Source organism: Paraburkholderia sp. BL27I4N3, assembly GCF_003386115.1.
Lineage (GTDB): Bacteria > Pseudomonadota > Gammaproteobacteria > Burkholderiales > Burkholderiaceae > Paraburkholderia.
Genome location: NZ_QREJ01000001.1, coordinates 4,042,398 through 4,062,719, shown reverse-complemented (window position 1 = coordinate 4,062,719; position 20,322 = coordinate 4,042,398). Strand labels below are relative to the sequence as shown.

At 63.7% G+C, this 20,322-nt stretch carries 13 protein-coding genes and 1 pseudogene; 4 read left to right on the top strand and 10 right to left on the bottom strand.

The annotated features are described in order from the left end of the window. Positions 1–51: 51 nt before the first annotated feature. From B0G71_RS18365 to B0G71_RS18325, 9 genes and pseudogenes are all read right to left on the bottom strand, one after another. Positions 52–3,639 carry an indolepyruvate ferredoxin oxidoreductase family protein gene (locus B0G71_RS18365; protein WP_116143230.1) on the bottom strand — a complete coding sequence of 1,196 codons (3,588 nt, stop codon included), beginning with the start codon at positions 3,637–3,639 and terminating at the stop codon, positions 52–54. A gap of 277 nt (positions 3,640–3,916) precedes the next feature. Further along, entirely contained in the window at positions 3,917–4,888 is a 972-nt protein-coding gene (locus tag B0G71_RS18360) for an ion channel (RefSeq protein WP_116143228.1), read from the bottom strand. Positions 4,889–5,119: 231 nt separating this feature from the next. After that, the gene (locus B0G71_RS18355) at positions 5,120–5,365 is read right to left on the bottom strand and encodes a hypothetical protein (protein ID WP_106283867.1); all 246 of its coding nucleotides are present in this window, start codon (positions 5,363–5,365) and stop codon (positions 5,120–5,122) included. Between the two features lie 80 nt (positions 5,366–5,445). Next, entirely contained in the window at positions 5,446–5,676 is a 231-nt protein-coding gene (locus B0G71_RS18350; protein ID WP_012431490.1) for a hypothetical protein, read from the bottom strand. Between the two features lie 121 nt (positions 5,677–5,797). Continuing rightward, the gene (locus B0G71_RS18345) at positions 5,798–6,715 is read right to left on the bottom strand and encodes a carbohydrate kinase (protein ID WP_116143226.1); all 918 of its coding nucleotides are present in this window, start codon (positions 6,713–6,715) and stop codon (positions 5,798–5,800) included. Beyond that, positions 6,712–7,995, bottom strand: a complete 1,284-nt coding sequence (locus B0G71_RS18340) for an AGE family epimerase/isomerase (protein ID WP_116143224.1) — start codon at positions 7,993–7,995, stop codon at positions 6,712–6,714. The genes B0G71_RS18345 and B0G71_RS18340 overlap by 4 nt, the downstream gene beginning before the upstream one ends. Further along, on the bottom strand, positions 7,992–8,978 hold the full coding sequence (locus B0G71_RS18335) for a LacI family DNA-binding transcriptional regulator (protein ID WP_106283864.1): 987 nt from the start codon (positions 8,976–8,978) through the stop codon (positions 7,992–7,994). The genes B0G71_RS18340 and B0G71_RS18335 overlap by 4 nt, the downstream gene beginning before the upstream one ends. A 194-nt stretch (positions 8,979–9,172) precedes the next feature. Further along, positions 9,173–11,024 (bottom strand): annotated as a pseudogene (locus B0G71_RS18330) (EAL domain-containing protein). A gap of 290 nt (positions 11,025–11,314) precedes the next feature. Next, positions 11,315–12,343, bottom strand: coding sequence for a bile acid:sodium symporter family protein (locus B0G71_RS18325; protein ID WP_116143222.1), 1,029 nt, complete (start codon positions 12,341–12,343; stop codon positions 11,315–11,317). 596 nt (positions 12,344–12,939) lie between these two features. Here B0G71_RS18325 and B0G71_RS18320 point away from each other — a divergent pair. Next, the gene (locus tag B0G71_RS18320; RefSeq protein WP_258875621.1) at positions 12,940–13,449 is read left to right on the top strand and encodes a hypothetical protein; all 510 of its coding nucleotides are present in this window, start codon (positions 12,940–12,942) and stop codon (positions 13,447–13,449) included. Between the two features lie 362 nt (positions 13,450–13,811). Here B0G71_RS18320 and B0G71_RS40960 read toward each other — a convergent pair whose 3' ends face one another. After that, positions 13,812–14,024: a hypothetical protein gene (locus B0G71_RS40960; RefSeq protein ID WP_147308686.1), complete on the bottom strand. Its 213-nt coding sequence runs from the start codon at positions 14,022–14,024 to the stop codon at positions 13,812–13,814. 124 nt (positions 14,025–14,148) lie between these two features. On the opposite strand from B0G71_RS40960, the gene B0G71_RS18315 reads away from it, so the two are divergent. From B0G71_RS18315 to B0G71_RS18305, 3 genes are all read left to right on the top strand, one after another. Next, complete coding sequence (locus B0G71_RS18315; protein ID WP_116143218.1) at positions 14,149–15,234, top strand: porin; 1,086 nt, start codon at positions 14,149–14,151, stop codon at positions 15,232–15,234. Positions 15,235–15,440: 206 nt separating this feature from the next. Then, a complete protein-coding gene (locus tag B0G71_RS18310) occupies positions 15,441–16,379 on the top strand; it encodes a LysR family transcriptional regulator (protein ID WP_116143216.1) in 939 nt (312 codons plus the stop codon). A gap of 82 nt (positions 16,380–16,461) precedes the next feature. After that, positions 16,462–20,169: a methylmalonyl-CoA mutase family protein gene (locus B0G71_RS18305; protein ID WP_116143214.1), complete on the top strand. Its 3,708-nt coding sequence runs from the start codon at positions 16,462–16,464 to the stop codon at positions 20,167–20,169. Positions 20,170–20,322 lie beyond the last annotated feature (153 nt).

Below are 20,322 nucleotides of genomic sequence, written 5' to 3'. Positions count from 1 at the left end.
GATCGCTCTCCAAGCGGCATTAATTTACTTGCCTCTACGAGGCCCAAAAAACTATTTCGCCACGACCACCGGAATCCCGCGCAACTGCCCCGCGCCCTTGACATCTTCCAGCGATTTTCGCACCGACTCACCCGTCGCCGCCTCGATCTGCAAACGTACGGCCAGATCGCGCTCACCCCGCTTCACACCCGCCAGATTCGCAAGCTTCACGTGACCATAACCGCGCACACGAGCGTGCAGGTCGGCGAGCTTCGCCACGTCTTCCAGATTGCCGGCACCGAGCTTGGCGAGCGCGCGCTGCAACGTGGTTTCATAATCGCCCGCAAGTTCGCGTTCCATCTTGCGTTCCAGCGTGCGGCCGAACGGATCGAGCATCGTGCCGCGCAGGCTGCTGAATTTCGCCAGCGTGCCGAGCACCGGCCACATCCATTGACCAAAGGTTTTTTTAGAAGGATTCTTGCCCGGTTCAGGACGCGTGAGCGTCGGCGGCGCGAGATTGAACTTGATGCCGAAGTCCTTGCCGGCCACGCCTTCGAATTGCGCTTCCAGTGCTTCACGGAATGCCGCGTCCGTATGCAGACGCGCTACTTCGTATTCGTCCTTCACCGCGAGCAGACGATAGAACGTGGTCGCCACCGCACGCGTCACGCGCTCGCTCTTCGCATCCACCGAGGTTTCTGCGCGACGCGCCGCGTCTACTAGCGCGCGATAACGCTTCACGTAGCTCGCGCCGCCGTATGTCTGCAGACGTCCTTCGCGATGCGCGATCAGTTCGTCGAGTGTATCCACGCGCACGCTCTGCCTGGCGAGATGCCGCGCTTGCCACAGCGCTTCGAGCGCGGCGGGATCTTCGGCGGCGAGGCGGCCGATCGAAAACGCCAGTTGATTCATCTGCACGGCGACGTTGTTCAATTCGATCGCACGCATCATCGCGCCGAACGATACAGGCACCAGACCGAGTTGCCAGGCATAACCGAGCATCAGAATGTTCGCGCCGATCGTGTCGCCGAGAAAACGCGTGGCGAGCGCTTGCGCATCGCATGTCGACATGCGCTCCGGGCCGGCCGCGTGACGCATCTTGTCGAGCAACGCGTCGGCGTGCAGTGTCGCGTCCGGATTGGTCACGAACGTGGCGTTCGGAATTGCATGCGTGTTCACGACGATGCGCGTGCGGCCATGACGCACCGTTTGCAGCGCATCGGCGCTGGCGCCGACCACCATATCGCAGGCGAGCAGCACATCGGCCTGTTGGGTGTCGATACGCACCTGGTTGAGCCATTCGTCGCGCGCGGCGAAGCGCACGAACGACAGCACCGAGCCGCCCTTTTGCGCGAAGCCCATGAAGTCGAGCACCGATGCGCTCTTGCCTTCCAGATGCGCCGCCATGCTGATCAATGCGCCGACCGTCACGACGCCCGTGCCGCCGACGCCCGTCACCAGAATGTCGTACGGGGCGGCGTCGAGGTGCGTTGCGGGGATGGGTAGTGCTTCGACGCGAGCGGCCAGTGCTTGCGGATCGAACGCGGCGCCCGCGGCTTTTTTCAGCTTGCCGCCTTCCACCGTGACGAAGCTCGGGCAGAAGCCGTTCACGCATGAATAGTCTTTGTTGCACGACGATTGATCGATGCGGCGCTTGCGGCCCAAGGCCGTTTCAACCGGTTCCACCGACAGGCAATTCGACTGTACGCCGCAATCGCCGCAGCCTTCGCAAACTTCTTCGTTGATGAAGAGACGCTTGTCCGGATCGGGGAATTCGCCTTTTTTCCGGCGCCGGCGCTTTTCCGCCGCACAGGTCTGGTCGTAGATCAGCACGGTCACGCCGTCGGTGTCGCGCAATTGGCGCTGCACGGTATCCATCTCGCTGCGATGGTGAAACGTGGTGCCCTTCGGGAACTGGTCGTGATGGCCGTCGTATTTCTCCGACTCGTCGCTGACCACGACGAAGCGCGACACGCCTTCGGCTTCCACCTGACGCGCGATCTGCGGCACCGAGATGCTGCCGTCCACGGGTTGGCCACCCGTCATCGCGACGGCGTCGTTATAGAGAATCTTGTACGTGATCGTGGCTTTCGCGGCCACGGCCTGGCGGATCGCCAGAATACCCGAGTGGAAGTAGGTGCCGTCGCCGAGATTCTGGAACACGTGACGCGTTTTCGTGAACATCGAATGCGAGGCCCAGTCCACGCCTTCGCCGCCCATCTGGATGAGACCGGTCGTGTCGCGCTCCATCCACGACGCCATGAAGTGACAGCCGATGCCCGCATGCGCGATCGATCCTTCCGGCACCTTGGTCGACGTATTGTGCGGACAGCCCGAGCAGAAGTACGGTGTGCGCTTCACGCTGTCCGCAGCGTTCGAAAGAATTTGCGGCGCGACCAGATCGACCACGCGTTCGCGGCGATCGAGCGCGGGCTTGTGCTTCGCGAGCCAGTCGGCGAATACCGGCAGAATGCGCGACGGCCGCAATTCACCGAGCGACGACAGCAGCAGCGTGCCGTCTTCGGCGTTCTTGCCGACCACGATCGGCCGCGTGCCTTGCGTGCGGTTGTACAGATAGTCCTTGATCTGCTGTTCGATGACCGGGCCTTTCTCCTCGATCACCAGCACTTCGGACAGGCCGGAGACAAACGCGTCGATCCGCGTCATCTCCAGCGGAAACGACAGGCCGACCTTGTAGATCCGCACGCCGGCCGCTTCAAGGTCGGCGACCGTCAGATCGAGGCGGCGCAGCGTTTCCATCAGGTCCAGATGCGCCTTGCCGCACGTCACGATCCCGACGTTCGCATGCGGACTCGGCGCGATCCATTTGTCGATGCTGTTCACGCGCGCGAAGTGGCGCACCGCGTCGAGCTTTGCGTGCATCCGCGACTCGATCGTCAGGCTCGGCAGATCGGGCCAGCGATTGTGCAGGCCGCCGGCGGGCGCCGCGAAATCCTGCGGTATGGTCCAGTCGGTGCGCAGCGCGTCGAGATCGACCGTCGAGCCTGATTCGACCGTTTCGGAGATCGCCTTGTAGCCGACCCACGCGCCCGAAAAGCGCGACAACTCCCAGCCATACAAGCCGAATTCGAGCATGTCGGCGATGTTCGACGGATTCACCACCGGCATATGCCAGGCCATCATCGCGAAGTCGCTTTGATGCGGCATCGATGAGGACACGCAGCCGTGGTCGTCGCCGGCCACCACCAGCACGCCGCCGTGCGGCGACGAGCCGTAGGCGTTGCCGTGCTTGAGCGCGTCGCCGGCGCGATCCACGCCCGGGCCCTTGCCGTACCACATCGCGAACACGCCTTCGACGGTGCGCTCCGGGTCCGACTCCACCCGCTGCGTGCCAAGCACAGCGGTGCCGCCCAGTTCTTCGTTGATGGCGGGCAAAAAGCGGATATCACTCGCCGCGAGCAGTTTTTTCGCTTTCCACAACTGCTGGTCGACCATGCCGAGCGGCGAGCCGCGATAGCCGCTGATGAAGCCGGCGGTATTCATGCCGCGCGCCTTATCGGCGGCGCGCTGCATGAGCACGAGGCGCACCAGCGCCTGCGTGCCGGTCAGGAAGATCCGGCCGCGCGTCGCGGTGAGGTTGTCGGAAAGCTTGTAATCGGCCAGTGCGGGCGTGCCGTCGATGGGCAGGCGAGCGGTCATGGGTGAGTCTCCGTTGTCGGTCGGAGTTGGCGCTTTGGCGCTTACTCCGATCCCATGCAACTTAGTTGCGGTTTGCATCCGCGCGCGGTGGTGGGGACCACGAAGGTGACGCAGCGAAAGAGACTCTATTTTTTAGCGCCAATGAGAGAGAATTTTTTCTACTTTGCCCGGACAGTCGCAAATGGGCGCGAAGACCCGCGCGTTTTAATGAAGTTTTGAGATGGATTTGCCGCGCAACGGGCGGAGTCGGGTAAGCCCTGGTGCGGTCCGAACCTGATTACAGCAACGTCCGCAGCGTTGCAGCGCTCGCGACGGGCGCGTCGTCGAGCGGCACGATCTCACTGAAATGCGCGTAGTCGATATGGCTCACGCCGTCTTTCTCGGTCATGATGTCGACGAAACGGTGCTGCCAGAAGATCTGGTCGCACGACCACGTGTGGCGCGCCTGCATGGTTTGCGAGGTCGACTCGTCGATGCCTTCGAGTGTGAGCAGCAGCAACGTGCCGCGTTTATTGAGCGTTTCCGCGGTCTCGCCGAATAGCGGACTGGTTTCATCGACAATGTGCATCACCGTCCAGCCCAGTTTGAATACCGGGTGTTGATCGCGGACCAGCGTCAGGTCATAGAGCTTGCGCAACGTATAACCTTCGACCGTGGTTTCCGTGCGCAGAATGCGCAGCCGCGCGCGCGCCTCGGCGATCACGTTCTGACGCGCGTTGGCCGAGCGCACCATGAGCGTCATGCGTCCGTCGAGCGGACGGATCACCGCGTAACGGGCAAAGATGATCTTGGCGTGCGGGCGCGAGAAGCGCGCGAAGATGAGCCCCGTTGCCAACGCGATGCTGGACATGCCGACAAAAATTTCCAGCGTGGCGATCCAGTGCGCGTAGACGGTTTGCGGATGCATGTCGCCATATCCGACCGTGGCGAGCGTCTCGACGCTGAAGAAAAACGCGCCGCCAAAACCGGCGGGAAACTGATTGGCGATGGGCGCGTTGCCCAGCATGTAGAGCGCGGCGAACGTGGTGTTGAGCAGCAGGAACAAGACGCCGAGCGATACGAAAAAAACCGGCCAGCGAACCACGAGCGCGCGGTGATAGAGATCCTGCCAGAGCGGCGTCGGCATGCCGTGATCGATGACCACGCGATCGTCCAGACGGAATTCGCGGCTGCCTGTTGGGCGGCGCGTCGATGCACGAGCTTCAGCGTCGCCGAAGCCGGAAGGACGGTCTGACGGTTCGGTCGCCATCGCAAACTCGTGGAGATGAAAACGGCCAAAGCGTAGCACGCCGCCTTGTCCGCGAAAGATGATTTTCGGCGTGGCGCGTGGGGCGCGACGGTGCGCCGCTGCCGTGAGTTCGCCGTGCCTGCACGATGTTTCGGCCCGGCGTATCGACCGGCTTCAATGGGCTCGCACCGCGCTTTGAAGCAAGCACGCAGCAGTCACGCACGCGAACCGCGGCGTGCGCGCGCTTCGAACTTACGGAAAGGCTCGCGGCTTGGGAATGCCTGCGCCGTGTTCGATATCGTCGACGGCTTGCTGATGAGCGGCCGCGACCGCTTCGGTCTCGTCGCCGTAGCCGTTGTCGCCGCCTACCGTCGTCCACGGTTTGACGGCTTTCTCGCGATGGCGGATTTCGTATTCCGCGTCCCAGCGGGCACCATTGAGTTCGAGCGGGCGGACGTGAATCGAATACACGCCGTAGAGGAAGAGCTGTTCAGCCATGACCGCCTCCGGCCGTTTGGTTCAGGGTGGCGCCGAGCGATGACAAACGAAAACGCGAAAGACTCGGCGCCGGTTGCTGCCTAAAGTTCGATTTCTCCGAGGATGCGGTGAGCAAGCGCTTTGGCTTCCTCAAGGGCTTCCTCCGGCGTCGACGAAGTGGCTTCGACTTCGTACAGCGTGGTTTCCTGATCGGCGGTTGCGTCGCCTTCGTCGCGCGAAAGGGTGACCACGCCCTGCCAGGTGTCTTTTTCTACTTCTCTTGTGGAGGCAGTGGCCGTGTAAATGCCTTTGGTGTAGGTGATGTCGTCCATGGCGTCTCTCCGTCTTCCAAAGGTTTCGGTTTTTTCATCCTAGCACGATGATGGCGCTTCCGTTCTCCGCCCCGGCGGCGCTCCATGCCGGTGAGAATGCGCGCCGCACAAGGCAACAGAATTACAGCAGCGCGACCACCTCATCGAGCGACGGCGCGTGGGCGCCGGCATGGCGGCAAGCGGCCGCGCCGGCGGCCAGCGCGAACGCCAGATGCTCAGGCCACGCCCGCTGCGGCGCGGTCATCAGGCTGAACAGCAAGCCGCCGATCGACGCATCGCCTGCGCCGACCGTATCCACCACCTCGACGCGCGGCGGCCGTGCCTCGGTCACCATCGCGCCGTCTATCAGCACGGCGGTCTCCGGTCCGCGCGTCACCAGCACGGTGGCGGTCGGATTCATGGCGCGCAACTGCGCGAGTGCGCCCGCTTCGTCGTCGGTCTTGAAGATCAGGCGCAAGTCTTCGTCCGACACCTTGATCAGATCGGCGAGCGCGGCCATTTTCCGCAACGTCGGCTCGTAGCCGTGCTCCATCAGATTGCGGTAGTTCGGATCGAAACTGATCTTTACGCCCTGCGAACGCAACTCGGCCGCCAGCGTCGCGAGCGTGTTGCCGATCGGCTGCCGCACGAGGCTGATGCAGCCGAAGTGCGCCCATTTCACCTGACCCATCCAGCCCACAGGCAGTTGTGCCGGATCGAACGCCAGGTCGGCGCTGTTCTCGCCCATGAAGAAGTACGCGGGCGGATGCGTCTGATGGACGATCGCCAGCAGGGGCGGCCGCTCCACGCGCTGCATGAAGCGCATGTCGAGCCCGGCCGCGACGCTTGCATTCCACAACTCGTCGGAGAAGTTGTCGACGCCTAGCGATCCCGCGCACGCGGTCGGCAGACCGAGCCGCGCCACGCAGCGCGCCACGTTCCAGCCGGCGCCGCCAGGACGCGAGAGCCATTGCGACGTGCCGGTGCGTACGAGATCGGTGAGGATGTCGCCGGCTGAGACGAAGAAGGGGAATTCGTGGTTCGCGCTGGGATTGCTCATTTTGTTTGCTCCGCGGATTCGGGCGCAGCGGCCGCCCCGTCGGGCAGCGCGTGGGCCAGTACTTCGTAGCAGGCGCCCATGGTGTGATAGTCGGTCTTGCCGGCCGGACTCTTTTCGTCGCTGTACTTGCGGTTGTCGCACGTGAGGATGCGGTACCACGCGCCATACTTGTGATCGACGAAATGCGCCCAGCTATAGCGCCAGATCTCGTCGTACCAGTCCCAGAAGCGTTCGTTGCCGGTGCGCTTGCCGAGCAGCGCGGCCGTCGCGAAGGTCTCTGCCTGGACCCAGAAATACTTGTCGTGGTCGCATACGGTGCCGTCGGGGCCGAAGCCGTAGTAGAGGCCGCCGTGGTCTTCGTCCCACGCGTGCGTCATGGCGGCGTCGAATAGCTCGATGGCGCGCGGCAGCAACCACGGCAGCGGACGGAAGCGTTCGAGAATCAGCAGCAGCTTCGCCCATTCCGTCTGGTGCCCCGGCTGGAAGCCCCACGGCCGGAAGATGTTCGAGCTGTCTTCCTCGTTGTAGTGCCAGTCGACCGACCAGTCCGCGTGAAAGTGCTCCCACACCAGGCCCTGCGACAGCTTCGCCTGACGCAGCGTGATATTCGACGCCACGCGCTCCGCACGATCGAGATAGACGAGATGTCGGGTCGCTTCGTGCGCGGCGAGCAGCGCCTCGGTGGTGTGCATGTTCGCGTTTTGCCCACGGTACGAACTGACCCGCCAGTCGGGCGACGCTTCGTCGGCATAGAGGCCCGCGGCGGCGTCCCAGAAACGGTGTTCCATCAGCTCGAAGGTTGCGCCGATCATCGGCCTGGCTTCTTCGATGCCGGCCATCGCCGCATGCGAATAAGCGAGCAGCACGAACGCAAGGCCGTAGCAGTGGCGCGTCGCGTCGAGCGTGCGCTTCTTGCCGTCGTGCCATTCGATCTCCCAGTCGTAGCCTTCGTGCCGCGCGTCCCAATGCGCTTCGCGCAAAAAACGCAAACCGTGGCGCGCGTACTCGAGATGCTGCGGGTCGCCGAACTGGCGATACGCCATCGCATAGTTGAATACGTAGCGGCAACTGCTCACCAGATGCCGCGTGGTTTTGTCGTAGACCGAACCGTCGTCGCGGAAGAAATGGAAAAAGCCGCCGCTCGGGTCGAACACGTTCGGCGCGTAGAAACGCAGCGTGTCCTGCACATGCGAGAGCAGAAAGTCGCGCGAGCGGAAGCTCTCGACGGGCGGCGCCGCAGCGGCGCCGTTAGCGGGGTGAAGCGGATCGGATTGCGTCATGGCATTTTCACCAAAGTACTGGCACGGGCAATGAGATGGACGGGCAAACGGACTTCCAGTTCGGCGGGTGCGTCTTCGAGCAGCAGCTCGACGCCGCGCCGGCCGAGCGCTTCCTTGTCGACCGAGAGGGTCGACAGCGGCGGCGTGGCATGGGCGGCGGCGGGAATGTCGTCGAAACCGATGATGGCAATGTCCTCGGGCACGCGTAGTCCGCGCGCGAGGCACGCGCGCAGCGCGGCGAGCGCGGCGGCGTCGTTGTAGGCGAACACGGCGTCGGGGCGGGGGCCCGGCGCGTCGAGCAACTGATGCATGGCGCGCGCGGCGCCGCTGTCGGGGTCGAGGCCGGCGTCGATTGTTACTTCCAGTGACGGGTCGAATAGCAAGCCCGCTTCGAAGAACGCGCGCCGGTAGCCGAGCGCGCGCTGCGCGATGCTGAAGTGCGCGAGCGAGCCGCCGATGAACGCGACACGCTTGCGCCGCTGCTCGAACAGATGCCGCATGGCGAGCATGGCGCCCGCGGCGTTGTCGAGATTCACCGAGCGCATGCCGGGCGCCCACAGGTCGATCAGCACGAGCGGGCGCTGCATGGCTACCAGCGTGGTCAGCGTTTCGGGCTCGACGAAACCGGCGATCGCCACGGCGTCCGGCGCATGCAGGCGCATCTGCTGGATCACGTCTTCGGTGGGGCCGGCGGTTAGCACGGACGGCACGATACCGCGCTCGCGGCAGGCGTCTTCCACGCCGTGCAGCACGTGCGAAAAGAACGGACTGACGGCGAAATTATTGTGCTGACGGTGCAGCAAAAAGGTGAGACGGCGGATGCGCGGGCGCAACTGGGCGGCGTCATAGCCGAGCTTGCGCGCCGCTTCGACGACGCGCTCGCGGGTGGCCTCGGAAAGGCCCGGCTGGTTCTTCAATGCGCGTGAGACGGTGCCGATCGACACGCTGGCCGCGCGGGCGACGTCGCGGATGGTTGTGGCCATCGAATCAGGCGGACGCGCAAGGGCGGCCGCACGGTGTTTGAGTTCGGGCGATTGTATAGTAAAACCGCTCCGAAACCGCCCGAAAAACATCCGCCCGACACCGGGAAATACCCGTAGGCAATGGAATTGGCCCGGAATATGCTGTTTAGTAAAATAAGCTAAACAAAGCCCGATGCGGTCTCAATGCCGCCCATTCACCCGAGCGAAACATGAGCGGCTTCGGCCTGGCCGCGCAACAAGGCCACGCTTTCGTCGGCATCGATCAGTACGAAGCCGCTCGTCTCGTGTTTCGCGCGCCGCTTGGCCAGCGCCGCTACGGATGCAATTTCCTCGCTGCTGTAGAGCGACGGGCCGTCGGCGGGTTCGACGCGCACGCAGCCGATCGCCATCGTCACGAAACCGAAGAAGGTCGGGTTGCCGCGTCGGTCTTCGCCGTGAATGCCACCGGCGAGGCGATCGGTCGGTGCGTAGAAGCGCTGCGCGCCCTCGTTGAACACGTGAATCGCGCGCAGCACGCGCTCACGCCAGTCGTCGCTCTGGAACAGGATCAGAAAGTCGTCGCCGCCGACGTGGCCGAGAAAGTCGCGGGTGGGATCGCACGCATCGGCGAGTACGACGGCGGCGAATTTCAGGACTTCGTCACCTTGCCAGTAGCCGTACTGATCGTTGAACGGCTTGAAGTGGTTCAGATCGACGTAGCATGCGTAGAAGCCGGCGTCGTTGCCGAGCAGGCGGGCAATGTGCGAACTGATCGGGATGTTGCCGGGCAGGAAGGTCAGCGGGTTCGCGTAGCGCGCGGCTTCAATGCGGACCTCCGTGACCGCGCGCACGAGCTTCTCGCCGGTGCCGAGGCCGACGTATTTGCCGTTGTCGGTGATGACGAAACCATCGGCGAGATAGCGCTGATCGTCGCTTGCGAGGAGCTTGGCCATCTGCTCGACGGTCATCGATTTCTCAATAATCACCGGCGACGCATTGGCGAACAGCAGGCAAGGGCGCTTGCCGAACAGCTCGCGGTGATACGGCAGCGCGTAGCGGTCCATGAAGCTGCGACGGTTGATCAGCGCGACCGGCTCGTCGTGTTCGACCACCGCGACTGCGTGCAGGTCGGGCAGGCGGTTGAACAGTTCGAGCACGTCGTTGTTAGTCGCGTGGCGCGGCAACGCGGGCGCGTGCACCAGCATTTTTTTCCGACGCCATGCCGCCCGAAGGCGAGGCGCTGCTCACCGTGCGCGTGGTCTCGGGGAACACAGCGATGTGACCCGCGCGCAGCGCATCGCGGGCGTCGTCGGTCACGTGGCGGGCCGGCTGCGCGTGCGGGCGGCCGAAGAAAAAGCCTTGCCCGCAGCCGATTCCCATGTCGCGCACCACGATCAGATCCGCTTCGTTTTCAATGCCCTCCGCGACGAGCCGCGCGCCGCTCGCGCTGGCGAAGTGCTGCATCGCGCGCACGGCCTCGAACTTGAGCGGGTCGCAGGCTATGTCGTGGATAAAGAAGCGGTCGATCTTCACGACGTCCGGCTGCAGCCGCACCCACAAATTCATGCTGGCGTTCGCGGTGCCGTAGTCGTCGAGCGCGAACTGCGCGCCGGTTGTGCGCAGTGTCGTGATCACCGGCAGGAAACTGCCCACATCCAGAATGGTGCTTTGCTCGGTCAGTTCGACCACGATCCGTTGCGGATCGACGCCGCGATGACGCAGTAGCGCGAGCGTATCGTCGCGCGCCTCGGCCAACTGACGCATCGCGCCCGCGCTGAAATTCAGAAACAGCTTTCCGTCGAAGTCGAGCTGCGCGAACGCTTCGATGCAGGTGCGCGCGGCGGCGCGTTCGAGCTCGATCGTGCAGCCCTCGGCGAGCGCTTGCGCAAACAGCGCGAACGGCGCTTCGAGCGGCGTGCCGGCCGGGCCGCGGATCAGACCTTCATAGCCGAGGATCGCGCCGTCTTCGAAATCGATGATCGGCTGGAACACGGCGGACAGCTCACGCCGGGCGATCAAGTTCTCGACGCGCGGCGCGGCGGGTCGGGAGGGCGAGCGAGGTTGCATGGCGGGTAGGCGTAGCGTTCGACCTTCGGCTTATCGGCCGGACCCGCCTGGAGTTAAGTGAAGTTTTAATGAACCGTTGCACCGGGTTGGTGCGGTTAATATTCGTGGAGTCATTCTGAAGGACGCTCCCATCCGGCTTCGCATTGCTAGGAATCGGCCTATGCCATCCGGCCGAGGCGACAGCGACGCCGTTTGCGCGTGAAATAACAAAAAAGCCGCGCGAGGCGGCTTTCTTCAAATGACGCTCAGGGAGGGCGCTTATGAATGTCCTGTTTGCATTGCGCGCATATTCACCGGCGGGCCACGGCGGCGGCGGTCCGCTCGCGCGCAGCGGCGTGGGTCTCGCCGCTGGTGTCGCGCGCCCCCCAGCGCTGCGCGAGCGCGGCGCACACCATCAACTGGATCTGGTGGAACAGCATCAGCGGCAAAACGACGGCGCCCACCGCATGCGAGGCGAAGATCACCTTGGCCATCGGCACGCCGGCGGCGAGACTCTTCTTCGACCCGCAGAAGATAATGGTGATCTGGTCCGCACGGCTGAAGCCGAGCCGCTTGCTGACGAATATCGTCATGGCGAGAGCCAGTGCGAGCAGCACGACACACAGCAGCAGCAGGCCGCCGAGGGCCGAGAGCGGAATCTGATGCCACAGGCCTTCGTTGACGGCCTCGCTGAACGCGCCGTACACCACCAGCAGGATCGACCCCTGGTCGACAAACTTGAGCACGCCGCGATTGCGTTCGATCCATTTGCCGATCAGCGGGCGCAACAACTGCCCGGCCACAAACGGCACCAACAGCTGCAGCACGATATTGCCTACCGTATGCCACGGCGAAGCGCCGCCGCCGGCCGCCTGATTGGTGACGACGAGGCTGACGAGGGCGGGTGTGATGAAAATGCCGAGCAGGCTCGAGGCCGACGCGCTGCATACGGCCGCCGGCACGTTGCCTTTGGCAATGGACGTGAACGCGATCGACGACTGAACCGTAGACGGCAGCGTGCAGAGGAAGAGGACCCCCGCATAGAGCGCCGGCGTGACAAGTGGCGAAAGGAGCGGTTTAAGCGCGAGGCCGAGCAGCGGAAAGAGCGCGAACGTACTGAGCAGCACTACAAGATGCAGGCGCCAATGCGTCGCGCCCGCAATAATCGCTTCGCGTGAGAGCTTGGCGCCGTGCAGGAAAAACAGCAGGCCGACTGCCACGTTGGTCACCCAGTTGAACCCGACGGCGGCCTGCCCGTGAACCGGCAGCAAGCTGGCAAGGATCACGGTGCCGACGAGGCACAGGGTGAAGTTGTCGGGAAGCAGTTTCGGGCGAGCCATTGTCGGAATCTCGATTCGGTGACGCGGAATAGCGCGCAGGACATGCGCGTGAAGCCGCCGTCCCCGCCTATGAAAAACCGCTATTGTTGTAGATTTTCGATTAAATATGCAAATTCATTTGCCGAATTGATTAATGAGGGCTGTGCATCAAAAGGCGCGTTTCCGGAAATTTCGGACAGCGCCTTGATTCACGTTTTCAGTATTGGCGACGTGATCTGTTTGGTCTATCGCTTTTGGCAATCGAAGTGAAAATCCCACACGATTCGTCATACGCAAAAGCGCGTGAGCGGGCCGCGCCAAGTCATTGAACCCAAGCGGTTTCACGGTTTTCCCGCAAGGCCTCCGTGGCGGAAAAAGGTCGCAGTAACAAGGTGTTACATCCGCGTCCGAGGCCTAACACTTTTTGGCTCGACACCCTTTGCTGGTGCCCATAAATTACGGTTCAAAGGCCGTCGGGTTGTACCCGCGCCGCGACCTTGTCGCAGCGCCCGTGCCAATCCCAAAACAAGTCCATCGCAGCTCGAACGATGGGTTTCAGGCAAGTCTTCGGGCATGAGAGTCACTGGGTGGACGGGTTGTCGAGAACGAGGCACTGGGTGTTGGGCGCGGTTATCACCGCGCTGTGCTCGTTCGCCTATGCGAAAGCGTCGGGCGTGCCGCACGGCGGTGGCCATTCGCATGCCGAAGCGAATCACGCCGTAGGTGGCGAGATGCGCAACGGTGGCCGCTACTACGGCGCCGCCACCGCAGCACCGGCGCGCACTAGGGACGCCGACCGCAACACACGTTTGCCGCGTGGCGGACCCAACTTCGCGGGCGGAACTTACGCCGACGGCTTCGACGTCTACAAACCTGGCGTGCACCGGGTCGCAGGCCCGGCCGGATATGCCGGCGACAGCCGCGGCAGCATGCAGTACGCCGGCGCCATCACGCCAGTCAGTGCCGAGTCGCGCACGGTGCCGCGGCCGCCGGCCAATGCGCCGGTTCGCTCCGGTTCGATTCGCGCCGACATCGCCCGCTACAACGAAGAACGCGGTTCGCAGCGCGCCATGCAGCGCCAGTCCGACGACCCGCGCCAATCGGAAGGCTCGCCTTACCGGAACTAGGCGTACGCGCTGCGCGCTGTGCGTCGGGTTTGTTGCGTGAGCAACCAGTGTTTGCCGTTCGGGCTGCGCTCGCACACATCTCTTTCTGTATTCCTGACACTTCGATATTGTCCGAATGCTCCCGTTGGGTAGCTGGTTCCGCGCGCCCTAGTTATGCCTCATCGCGAACGGCGAGCGAGGCGTCTCTGCCCATTTCGTCCTCCCAGATTCATATCACTTCGTCGCACCGCACCGCTTCGCCTACCTTTCAATCTGGCAGTTAGCAGCCTCGGCGTTGCCTTCACTCCTGACGCGCGCCGTCGATGTGACGTTTCGGCGCCACACTTTTTTGAAAATACTCGGCAGCAAACCCTCTCCCATCGTCAAATTTGGTCGTTTCTGCGGCGGTGCGTCATCCGCGTGTCATCTGAGGCGTTATCAATCCGTCCGCTGCAAGGTGAGCAACGGTTTGCGCGGTGCGCCAAAACTTGCGGCGGCACCGCGGGCGCGCTATCGGCCAGGGCTTTATCAGGCCGATAAGCGACAAAACTAATCAGACCGATATACCGGCAATAACCAACGATATTTTTGTTCATAAAAATGGTCCGCAAAGATGGTCCCGCCCAGATTGGCTCGATGATCGAACGGACAACAACAATGATTCGCGCGAGCTCCCCCTTTCGCACAGCCACACCCTTTTTGACAAAGACAGGAGAACCCATGAAAACAAGCATCAGCAGTGCGCTGAAGACCACCCTCAAGGCAACCGCGTGTGCCGCTCTGCTGGCCAGTGCATCGTCTGCTTTTGCGCAATCGAGCGTGCAGCTTTACGGTCAGGTCGACGAATGGGTCGGCGCGCAGAAATTCCCGGGCGGCAAGACTGCGGTGCAGGTCGCGGGTGGCGGCATGTCGACTTCGTACTGGGGCTTGAAAGGGGCGGAGGATCTGGGCAACGGCTACAAGGCGATCTTCGCGTTGGAAGGGTTCTTCCTGGCGCAAAACGGCCAGTACGGCCGCTTCACCGGCGATACGATGTTCTCGCGTAACGCATACGTCGGTGTCGAGTCGCCCTACGGTACGGTCACGGCCGGCCGTCTGACGACGCCATTGTTCGTGTCCACGATTCTGTTCAACCCGTTCGTGGATTCATACCAGTTCTCGCCGATGGTCTGGCACACGTACCTGGGCCTCGGCACGTTCCCGACCTACTCGACGGATCAGGGCGTGACCGGCGACTCGGGCTGGAGCAACGCGGTGTCGTACTCGTCGCCGAACTTCAGCGGTTTGAGCGCGACGGCCATGTACGCGCTCGGCAACACGACTGAGAACGGCGCGAAGAAATGGAGCGGGCAGGTTCTATACTTCCACGGCCCGTTCGCGGCCACGGCGGTGTACCAGTACGTGAACTTCAACAACGTGCCGAGCGACCTCGGCAGCTTCGGCACCTCGGGCGTGCCCGGCCTGAAAAGCCAGAGCGTCGCGCAAGTCGGCCTGTCGTATGACCTGAAGTTCGTGAAGTTTTTCGGCCAGTACATGTACACGTACAACTACCAGCAGGTCACCAGCTGGCACGTGAACACGGCGCAAGGCGGCGCGACGGTGCCGTTCGGGCCGGGCTCGGTGATGGCGTCGTACGCCTACTCGCGCGACGGTGGCGGCTTCGACCAGACCCGTCAGACGGCAGCGCTCGGCTACGACTATCCGCTGTCCAAGCGTACGGACGTCTACGCCGCCTACATGTACGACCACATTTCCAGCGTGTCGAGCGGCAACACCTACGGCGTCGGCCTGCGCGCGAAGTTCTGAGCATCCCGGCGACCCTGCGCGACGCCTGCTTGCGGGCTTCGCGCGACGGACGCATCAGTTTGATCTCCAAACCCGTCTCCTTTGGAAGGCGGGTTTTTTTGTATCCTGCGCGCCGCTATTCTTTCGCTCGGGAAGTCGTTTTGCCGACCAGTCTTTGATAAACCCGGCAAAATGGTGCCGATTGATTCCCAAAGCGAGTGATTGAGATGGATACCCTCGTCAGCATGAAAGTGTTCCGCCACGTGGTCGAAGTCGGCAGTTTTGTGGGCGCGGCTGAACGCATGGAGATGTCGGCGGCCATGGCGAGCAAGCATGTGATGCACCTCGAACAGCAACTCGGCGCGCGGCTGCTCAACCGCACCACGCGGCGGGTCGCGCCGACCGAGGCGGGCCGCGAGTACTACGAGCGGCTGAGCCAGGTGCTCACCGAACTCGAGGAGGCCGAGCAGGTGGTTGGCGCGGCGAGCGTCGTGCCGCAGGGGCGCTTGCGGGTGTCGTCGCTGTCGGCATTCGGTTTGAGCCACGTGATGGCCGCAGTGGCCGATTACGCCGCGCAGTATCCGCAGGTCACCGTCGATATGACCTTGTCGGACCGCGTGGTCGAATTGATCGACGAGGGTTTCGATGTCGCGATCCGCGCGTCGCCGAGCGGGCTGAAGTCTTCTTCGTTGATCGCCCGGCAGATCGCGACCGCGCATCTCGTGCTGTGCGCGTCGCCGGCGTATTTGAAGCGCCACGGCACGCCGAAGACCGTCGCCGATCTGGCGCGCCACAATTATCTGCAATACGCGGGCGTGTCGGCGCTCGAAATCGCGCCCGCCACCGGCGACGCCTCGCCGCGTGTGCGTCTGACGGGCAATCTGATCGTCAATCATCTGGAAGCGCAGCGCGTGATCGTGCTGCAAGGCGCGGGCATCGCGATGCTCGGCACCGAAGTAATCGGCGACGATCTGGCCGCGGGGCGCCTCGTGCCGTTGCTGGTGGACGACGTGCCGCCGCGCGAGCTGCCGATTCACGTGGTCTACGCGAGCCGCCGGCATCTGTCGGCCAAGGTGCGCTCGTTTGTCGACTTTCTCGCCGAACGGTTCGCGAACGAATCGCTGTGGCCGTCGCTCGAACAGATCAAAGCTTTGGCGGTGCGCTAGGCGGCTTTGGCCACCGAGGCAGCGTGACCCGTTTCGCTATACTGGTTGCCAGCACCCATACGCGTAACGATCTGGGGGAGACATGACCGATCTGTCCACGCCGCAGCGCGCCGGCAGCCACAAGTTGCCCGCGGGCCGGCGCTTGCGCTTTGTCACGGCGGCTGCCTTGTTCGACGGCCACGATGCGTCGATCAACATCATGCGGCGCATTCTGCAGGCGAGCGGAATAGAGGTGATTCACCTCGGCCACAACCGCTCCGTCGATGAAGTCGCCGCTGCCGCGTCGCAAGAGGACGCCGACGGCGTCGCCGTGTCCAGCTACCAGGGTGGCCACAACGAATACTTCCGCTATCTGGTCGATCTGCTGCGAGCGCGCGGCGGCGAGCGCATCAAGGTGTTCGGCGGCGGCGGCGGGGTGATCGTCCCTGAGGAAATCGCGGAGCTCGAGCGTTACGGCGTCGAGAAGATCTATTCGCCGCAGGATGGGCAGCGGCTCGGGCTGCAAGGCATGATCGACGATATGATCGCGCGCTGCGCCGAAGGCGCGCGTGCGGCTGTGGCGGCCGGGCAGAATCCGGTTGGCGAGTGGGTGAACGAACTTTCGAAGCATGGGTTGCCGCGATTTGATTCGCGCGGCGATGCTGGCGGCGACGAGGACGTGAATGCCGCGCGGAATCTGTTCAATCAGCCGAGTCAGGTGGGCAACACGGCGAACGCGGATCATATGGCCGACACGGCCGACACGGCCGACAAAACATCCCTCACCTTCCGCCGCCTCGCGCGAATCATCAGCGAGTTCGAGGCGGGCGGCGTCGACGCAGCCACGCGCGACAAACTGTCCGCTCAAGCCAAGGTCAAGGCAGCCGCAATCCCCGTCCTCGGCATCACCGGCACCGGCGGCGCCGGCAAATCCTCGCTCACCGACGAACTGATCCGGCGCTTTCGCCTCGACTACGGCGACGCCCTCACCATCGCCGTGCTCGCCATCGATCCGTCGCGCCGCAAGTCCGGCGGCGCGTTGCTGGGTGACCGCATCCGCATGAACGCGATCGGCGACTGGGGCGGCGGCGTGCGCGTCTACATGCGTTCGATGGCGACGCGCGAAGCATCGAGCGAAGTCTCCGACTCGTTGCCCGACGTCCTGATGATATGCAAAGCGGCGGTCTTCGATCTGATCGTCGTTGAAACATCCGGCATCGGGCAGGGCAACGCGGCGATCGTGCCGTTCGTTGACGAATCGCTGTATGTCATGACGCCGGAGTTCGGCGCGGCCAGCCAGTTGGAGAAGATCGACATGCTCGACTTCGCCGGCTTCGTCGCGATCAACAAGTTCGATCGGAAGGGCGCGCCGGACGCGCTGCGCGACGTCGCCAAACAAGTGCAGCGCAATCGCGGCGACTTCGCGAAGCCGCCGGAAGCGATGCCGGTGTTCGGCACGATCGCCTCGCGCTTTAACGACGACGGCGTGACCGCGCTGTATGTGCACGTGGCCGAGGCGCTCCGCAAACACGGCTTGCGCGCAGGCGGCGGCCGTCTGGCCGCGCCGGAAGGCTTGCGCTTTTCGAGCGGCCGCAACGCGATCGTGCCGCCGGCTCGCGTGCGCTATCTGGCGGATATCGCGCAGACGGTCCACGCTTATCGCGAGCGAGCCGACGCGCAAGCGCGGGTGGCGCGCGAACGCTGGCAACTTGCAGAGGCGCGCCGGATGCTCGCGGAGGCAGTGAGGGCCGCAGGGGCTGTTGCGCAATCGCGCGCGAGCGTGAGCGCCAACCCGAGCGCGGACCCCAACGCCGACCCGAGCGCCGACCCGAGCGCCAACTCGAGCGCGGACCCGAATGCCAACCCGAGCACCAGCCCGAGCACCAGCCCAAGCAGCAACTCGAACGCCGACCCGAACGCCAACCCGAACGGCAACCCACGCGCCGACTCAAACGAACATTCCGTAGCGAGCGTCGCAGACGCCCGCGCGCCTTCGCCACTCCAGCAACTCGACGCCCTCATCGCCCAACGCACCGCCTCCCTCGGCGAACGCGAACGCACGCTGCTCGACGGCTGGCCGCAAACCGTGGCCGCCTATTCAGGTGCCGAACACATCGTCCGCATCCGCGACCGCGAGATCCGCACCGCGCTCACTGTCACGACGCTCTCCGGATCTGAAGTCCGCAAAGTCTCCCTGCCGAAGTTCGTCGACCACGGCGAGATTCTGCGTTGGCTGATGCTCGACAATCTGCCCGGCTATTTTCCGTTCACTGCGGGCGTGTTCCCATTCCGCCGCGAAAACGAAGACCCGACGCGGATGTTCGCCGGCGAAGGCGATCCGCAACGCACCAATCGCCGCTTCAAGCTGCTCTCCGAAGGCATGCCGGCCAAACGACTTTCGACTGCCTTCGATTCGGTCACGCTCTACGGCGAAGAACCCGACGAGCGGCCCGACATCTACGGCAAGGTGGGCAATTCGGGCGTCTCGGTAGCGACGCTCGACGACATGAAAACGCTCTACGACGGCTTTGATCTCTGCGCGCCGGAAACCTCGGTCTCGATGACGATCAACGGCCCTGCGCCGACCATCCTCGCGATGTTTTTCAACGTGGCGATCGATCAGCAGATCGCGCGCATGACGCAGCAACAAGGCCGCGCGCTCACTGACCAGGAACTTGCCGCCACGCGCCGCGCAGCGCTGGAAAACGTGCGCGGCACCGTGCAGGCCGATATCCTGAAGGAAGACCAAGGCCAGAACACCTGCATCTTCTCGACCGAATTCAGCCTGAAGGTGATGGGTGACATTCAGGCGTACTTCGTCGAGCACGGCGTACGCAATTTCTATTCGGTGTCGATCTCCGGCTACCACATCGCCGAAGCCGGCGCGAACCCGATCTCGCAACTCGCCTACACGCTCGCGAACGGCTTTACCTATGTCGAGGCCTATCTCGCCCGCGGCATGTCGATCGACGACTTCGCGCCGAATCTGTCGTTCTTCTTTTCGAACGGCATGGACCCGGAGTACACCGTGCTGGGCCGCGTCGCGCGCCGCGTCTGGGCCGTTGCCATGCGCGAGCGCTACGGCGCGAACGAACGCAGCCAGAAGCTCAAGTATCACGTGCAGACGTCGGGCCGCAGCCTGCATGCGCAGGAGATCGACTTCAACGACATCCGCACCACGTTGCAAGCGCTGATCGCGATTTACGACAATTGCAACTCGCTGCACACCAATGCCTTCGACGAAGCGATCACCACGCCCACCGAGGATTCGGTGCGCCGCGCGGTGGCGATCCAGTTGATCATTAATCGTGAATGGGGGCTCGCGAAGAATCAGAATCCGAATCAGGGCAGCTTCGTGATCGAGGAACTGACCGACCTGGTGGAAGAGGCTGTGCTCGCCGAATTCGACCGGCTGACCGAGCGCGGCGGTGTACTCGGCGCGATGGAAACCGGCTATCAGCGCGGACGCATTCAGGACGAGTCGATGCTGTACGAGCACCGCAAGCATGACGGCTCGTATCCGATCGTCGGCGTGAACACGTTTTTGAGCGCGCATCCGCATGAAGCGCCGCCGCCGATCGCACTAGCCCGTTCCACCGACGACGAAAAGCAGAGCCAGTTGCAACGTCTGCGCGCTTTCCAGGCGCAGCATCGCGACGCGGCGCCGGCCGCGCTCGAACGCCTGAAGCGCGCGGTGATCGACGACGAGAACGTGTTCGCGGTGCTGATGGACGTCGTGCGTGTCTGCTCGCTCGGCCAGATCACGCACGCGTTGTTCGAAGTGGGCGGGCAGTACCGCCGCAATATGTGAGTCAGGCAGCGCGGCGATCGCTGCGGCTCGGCGTGAAGCCGGGCCGCAGTGCAAAGCTGTCCGGATCAGGCGCTTCGAATAAAGCGCCCCGAATCAGACGCTTCAGCCGACGCGCTCCAGGCAAACGCGCGACCCCCGCCAAGTCACGCCCGG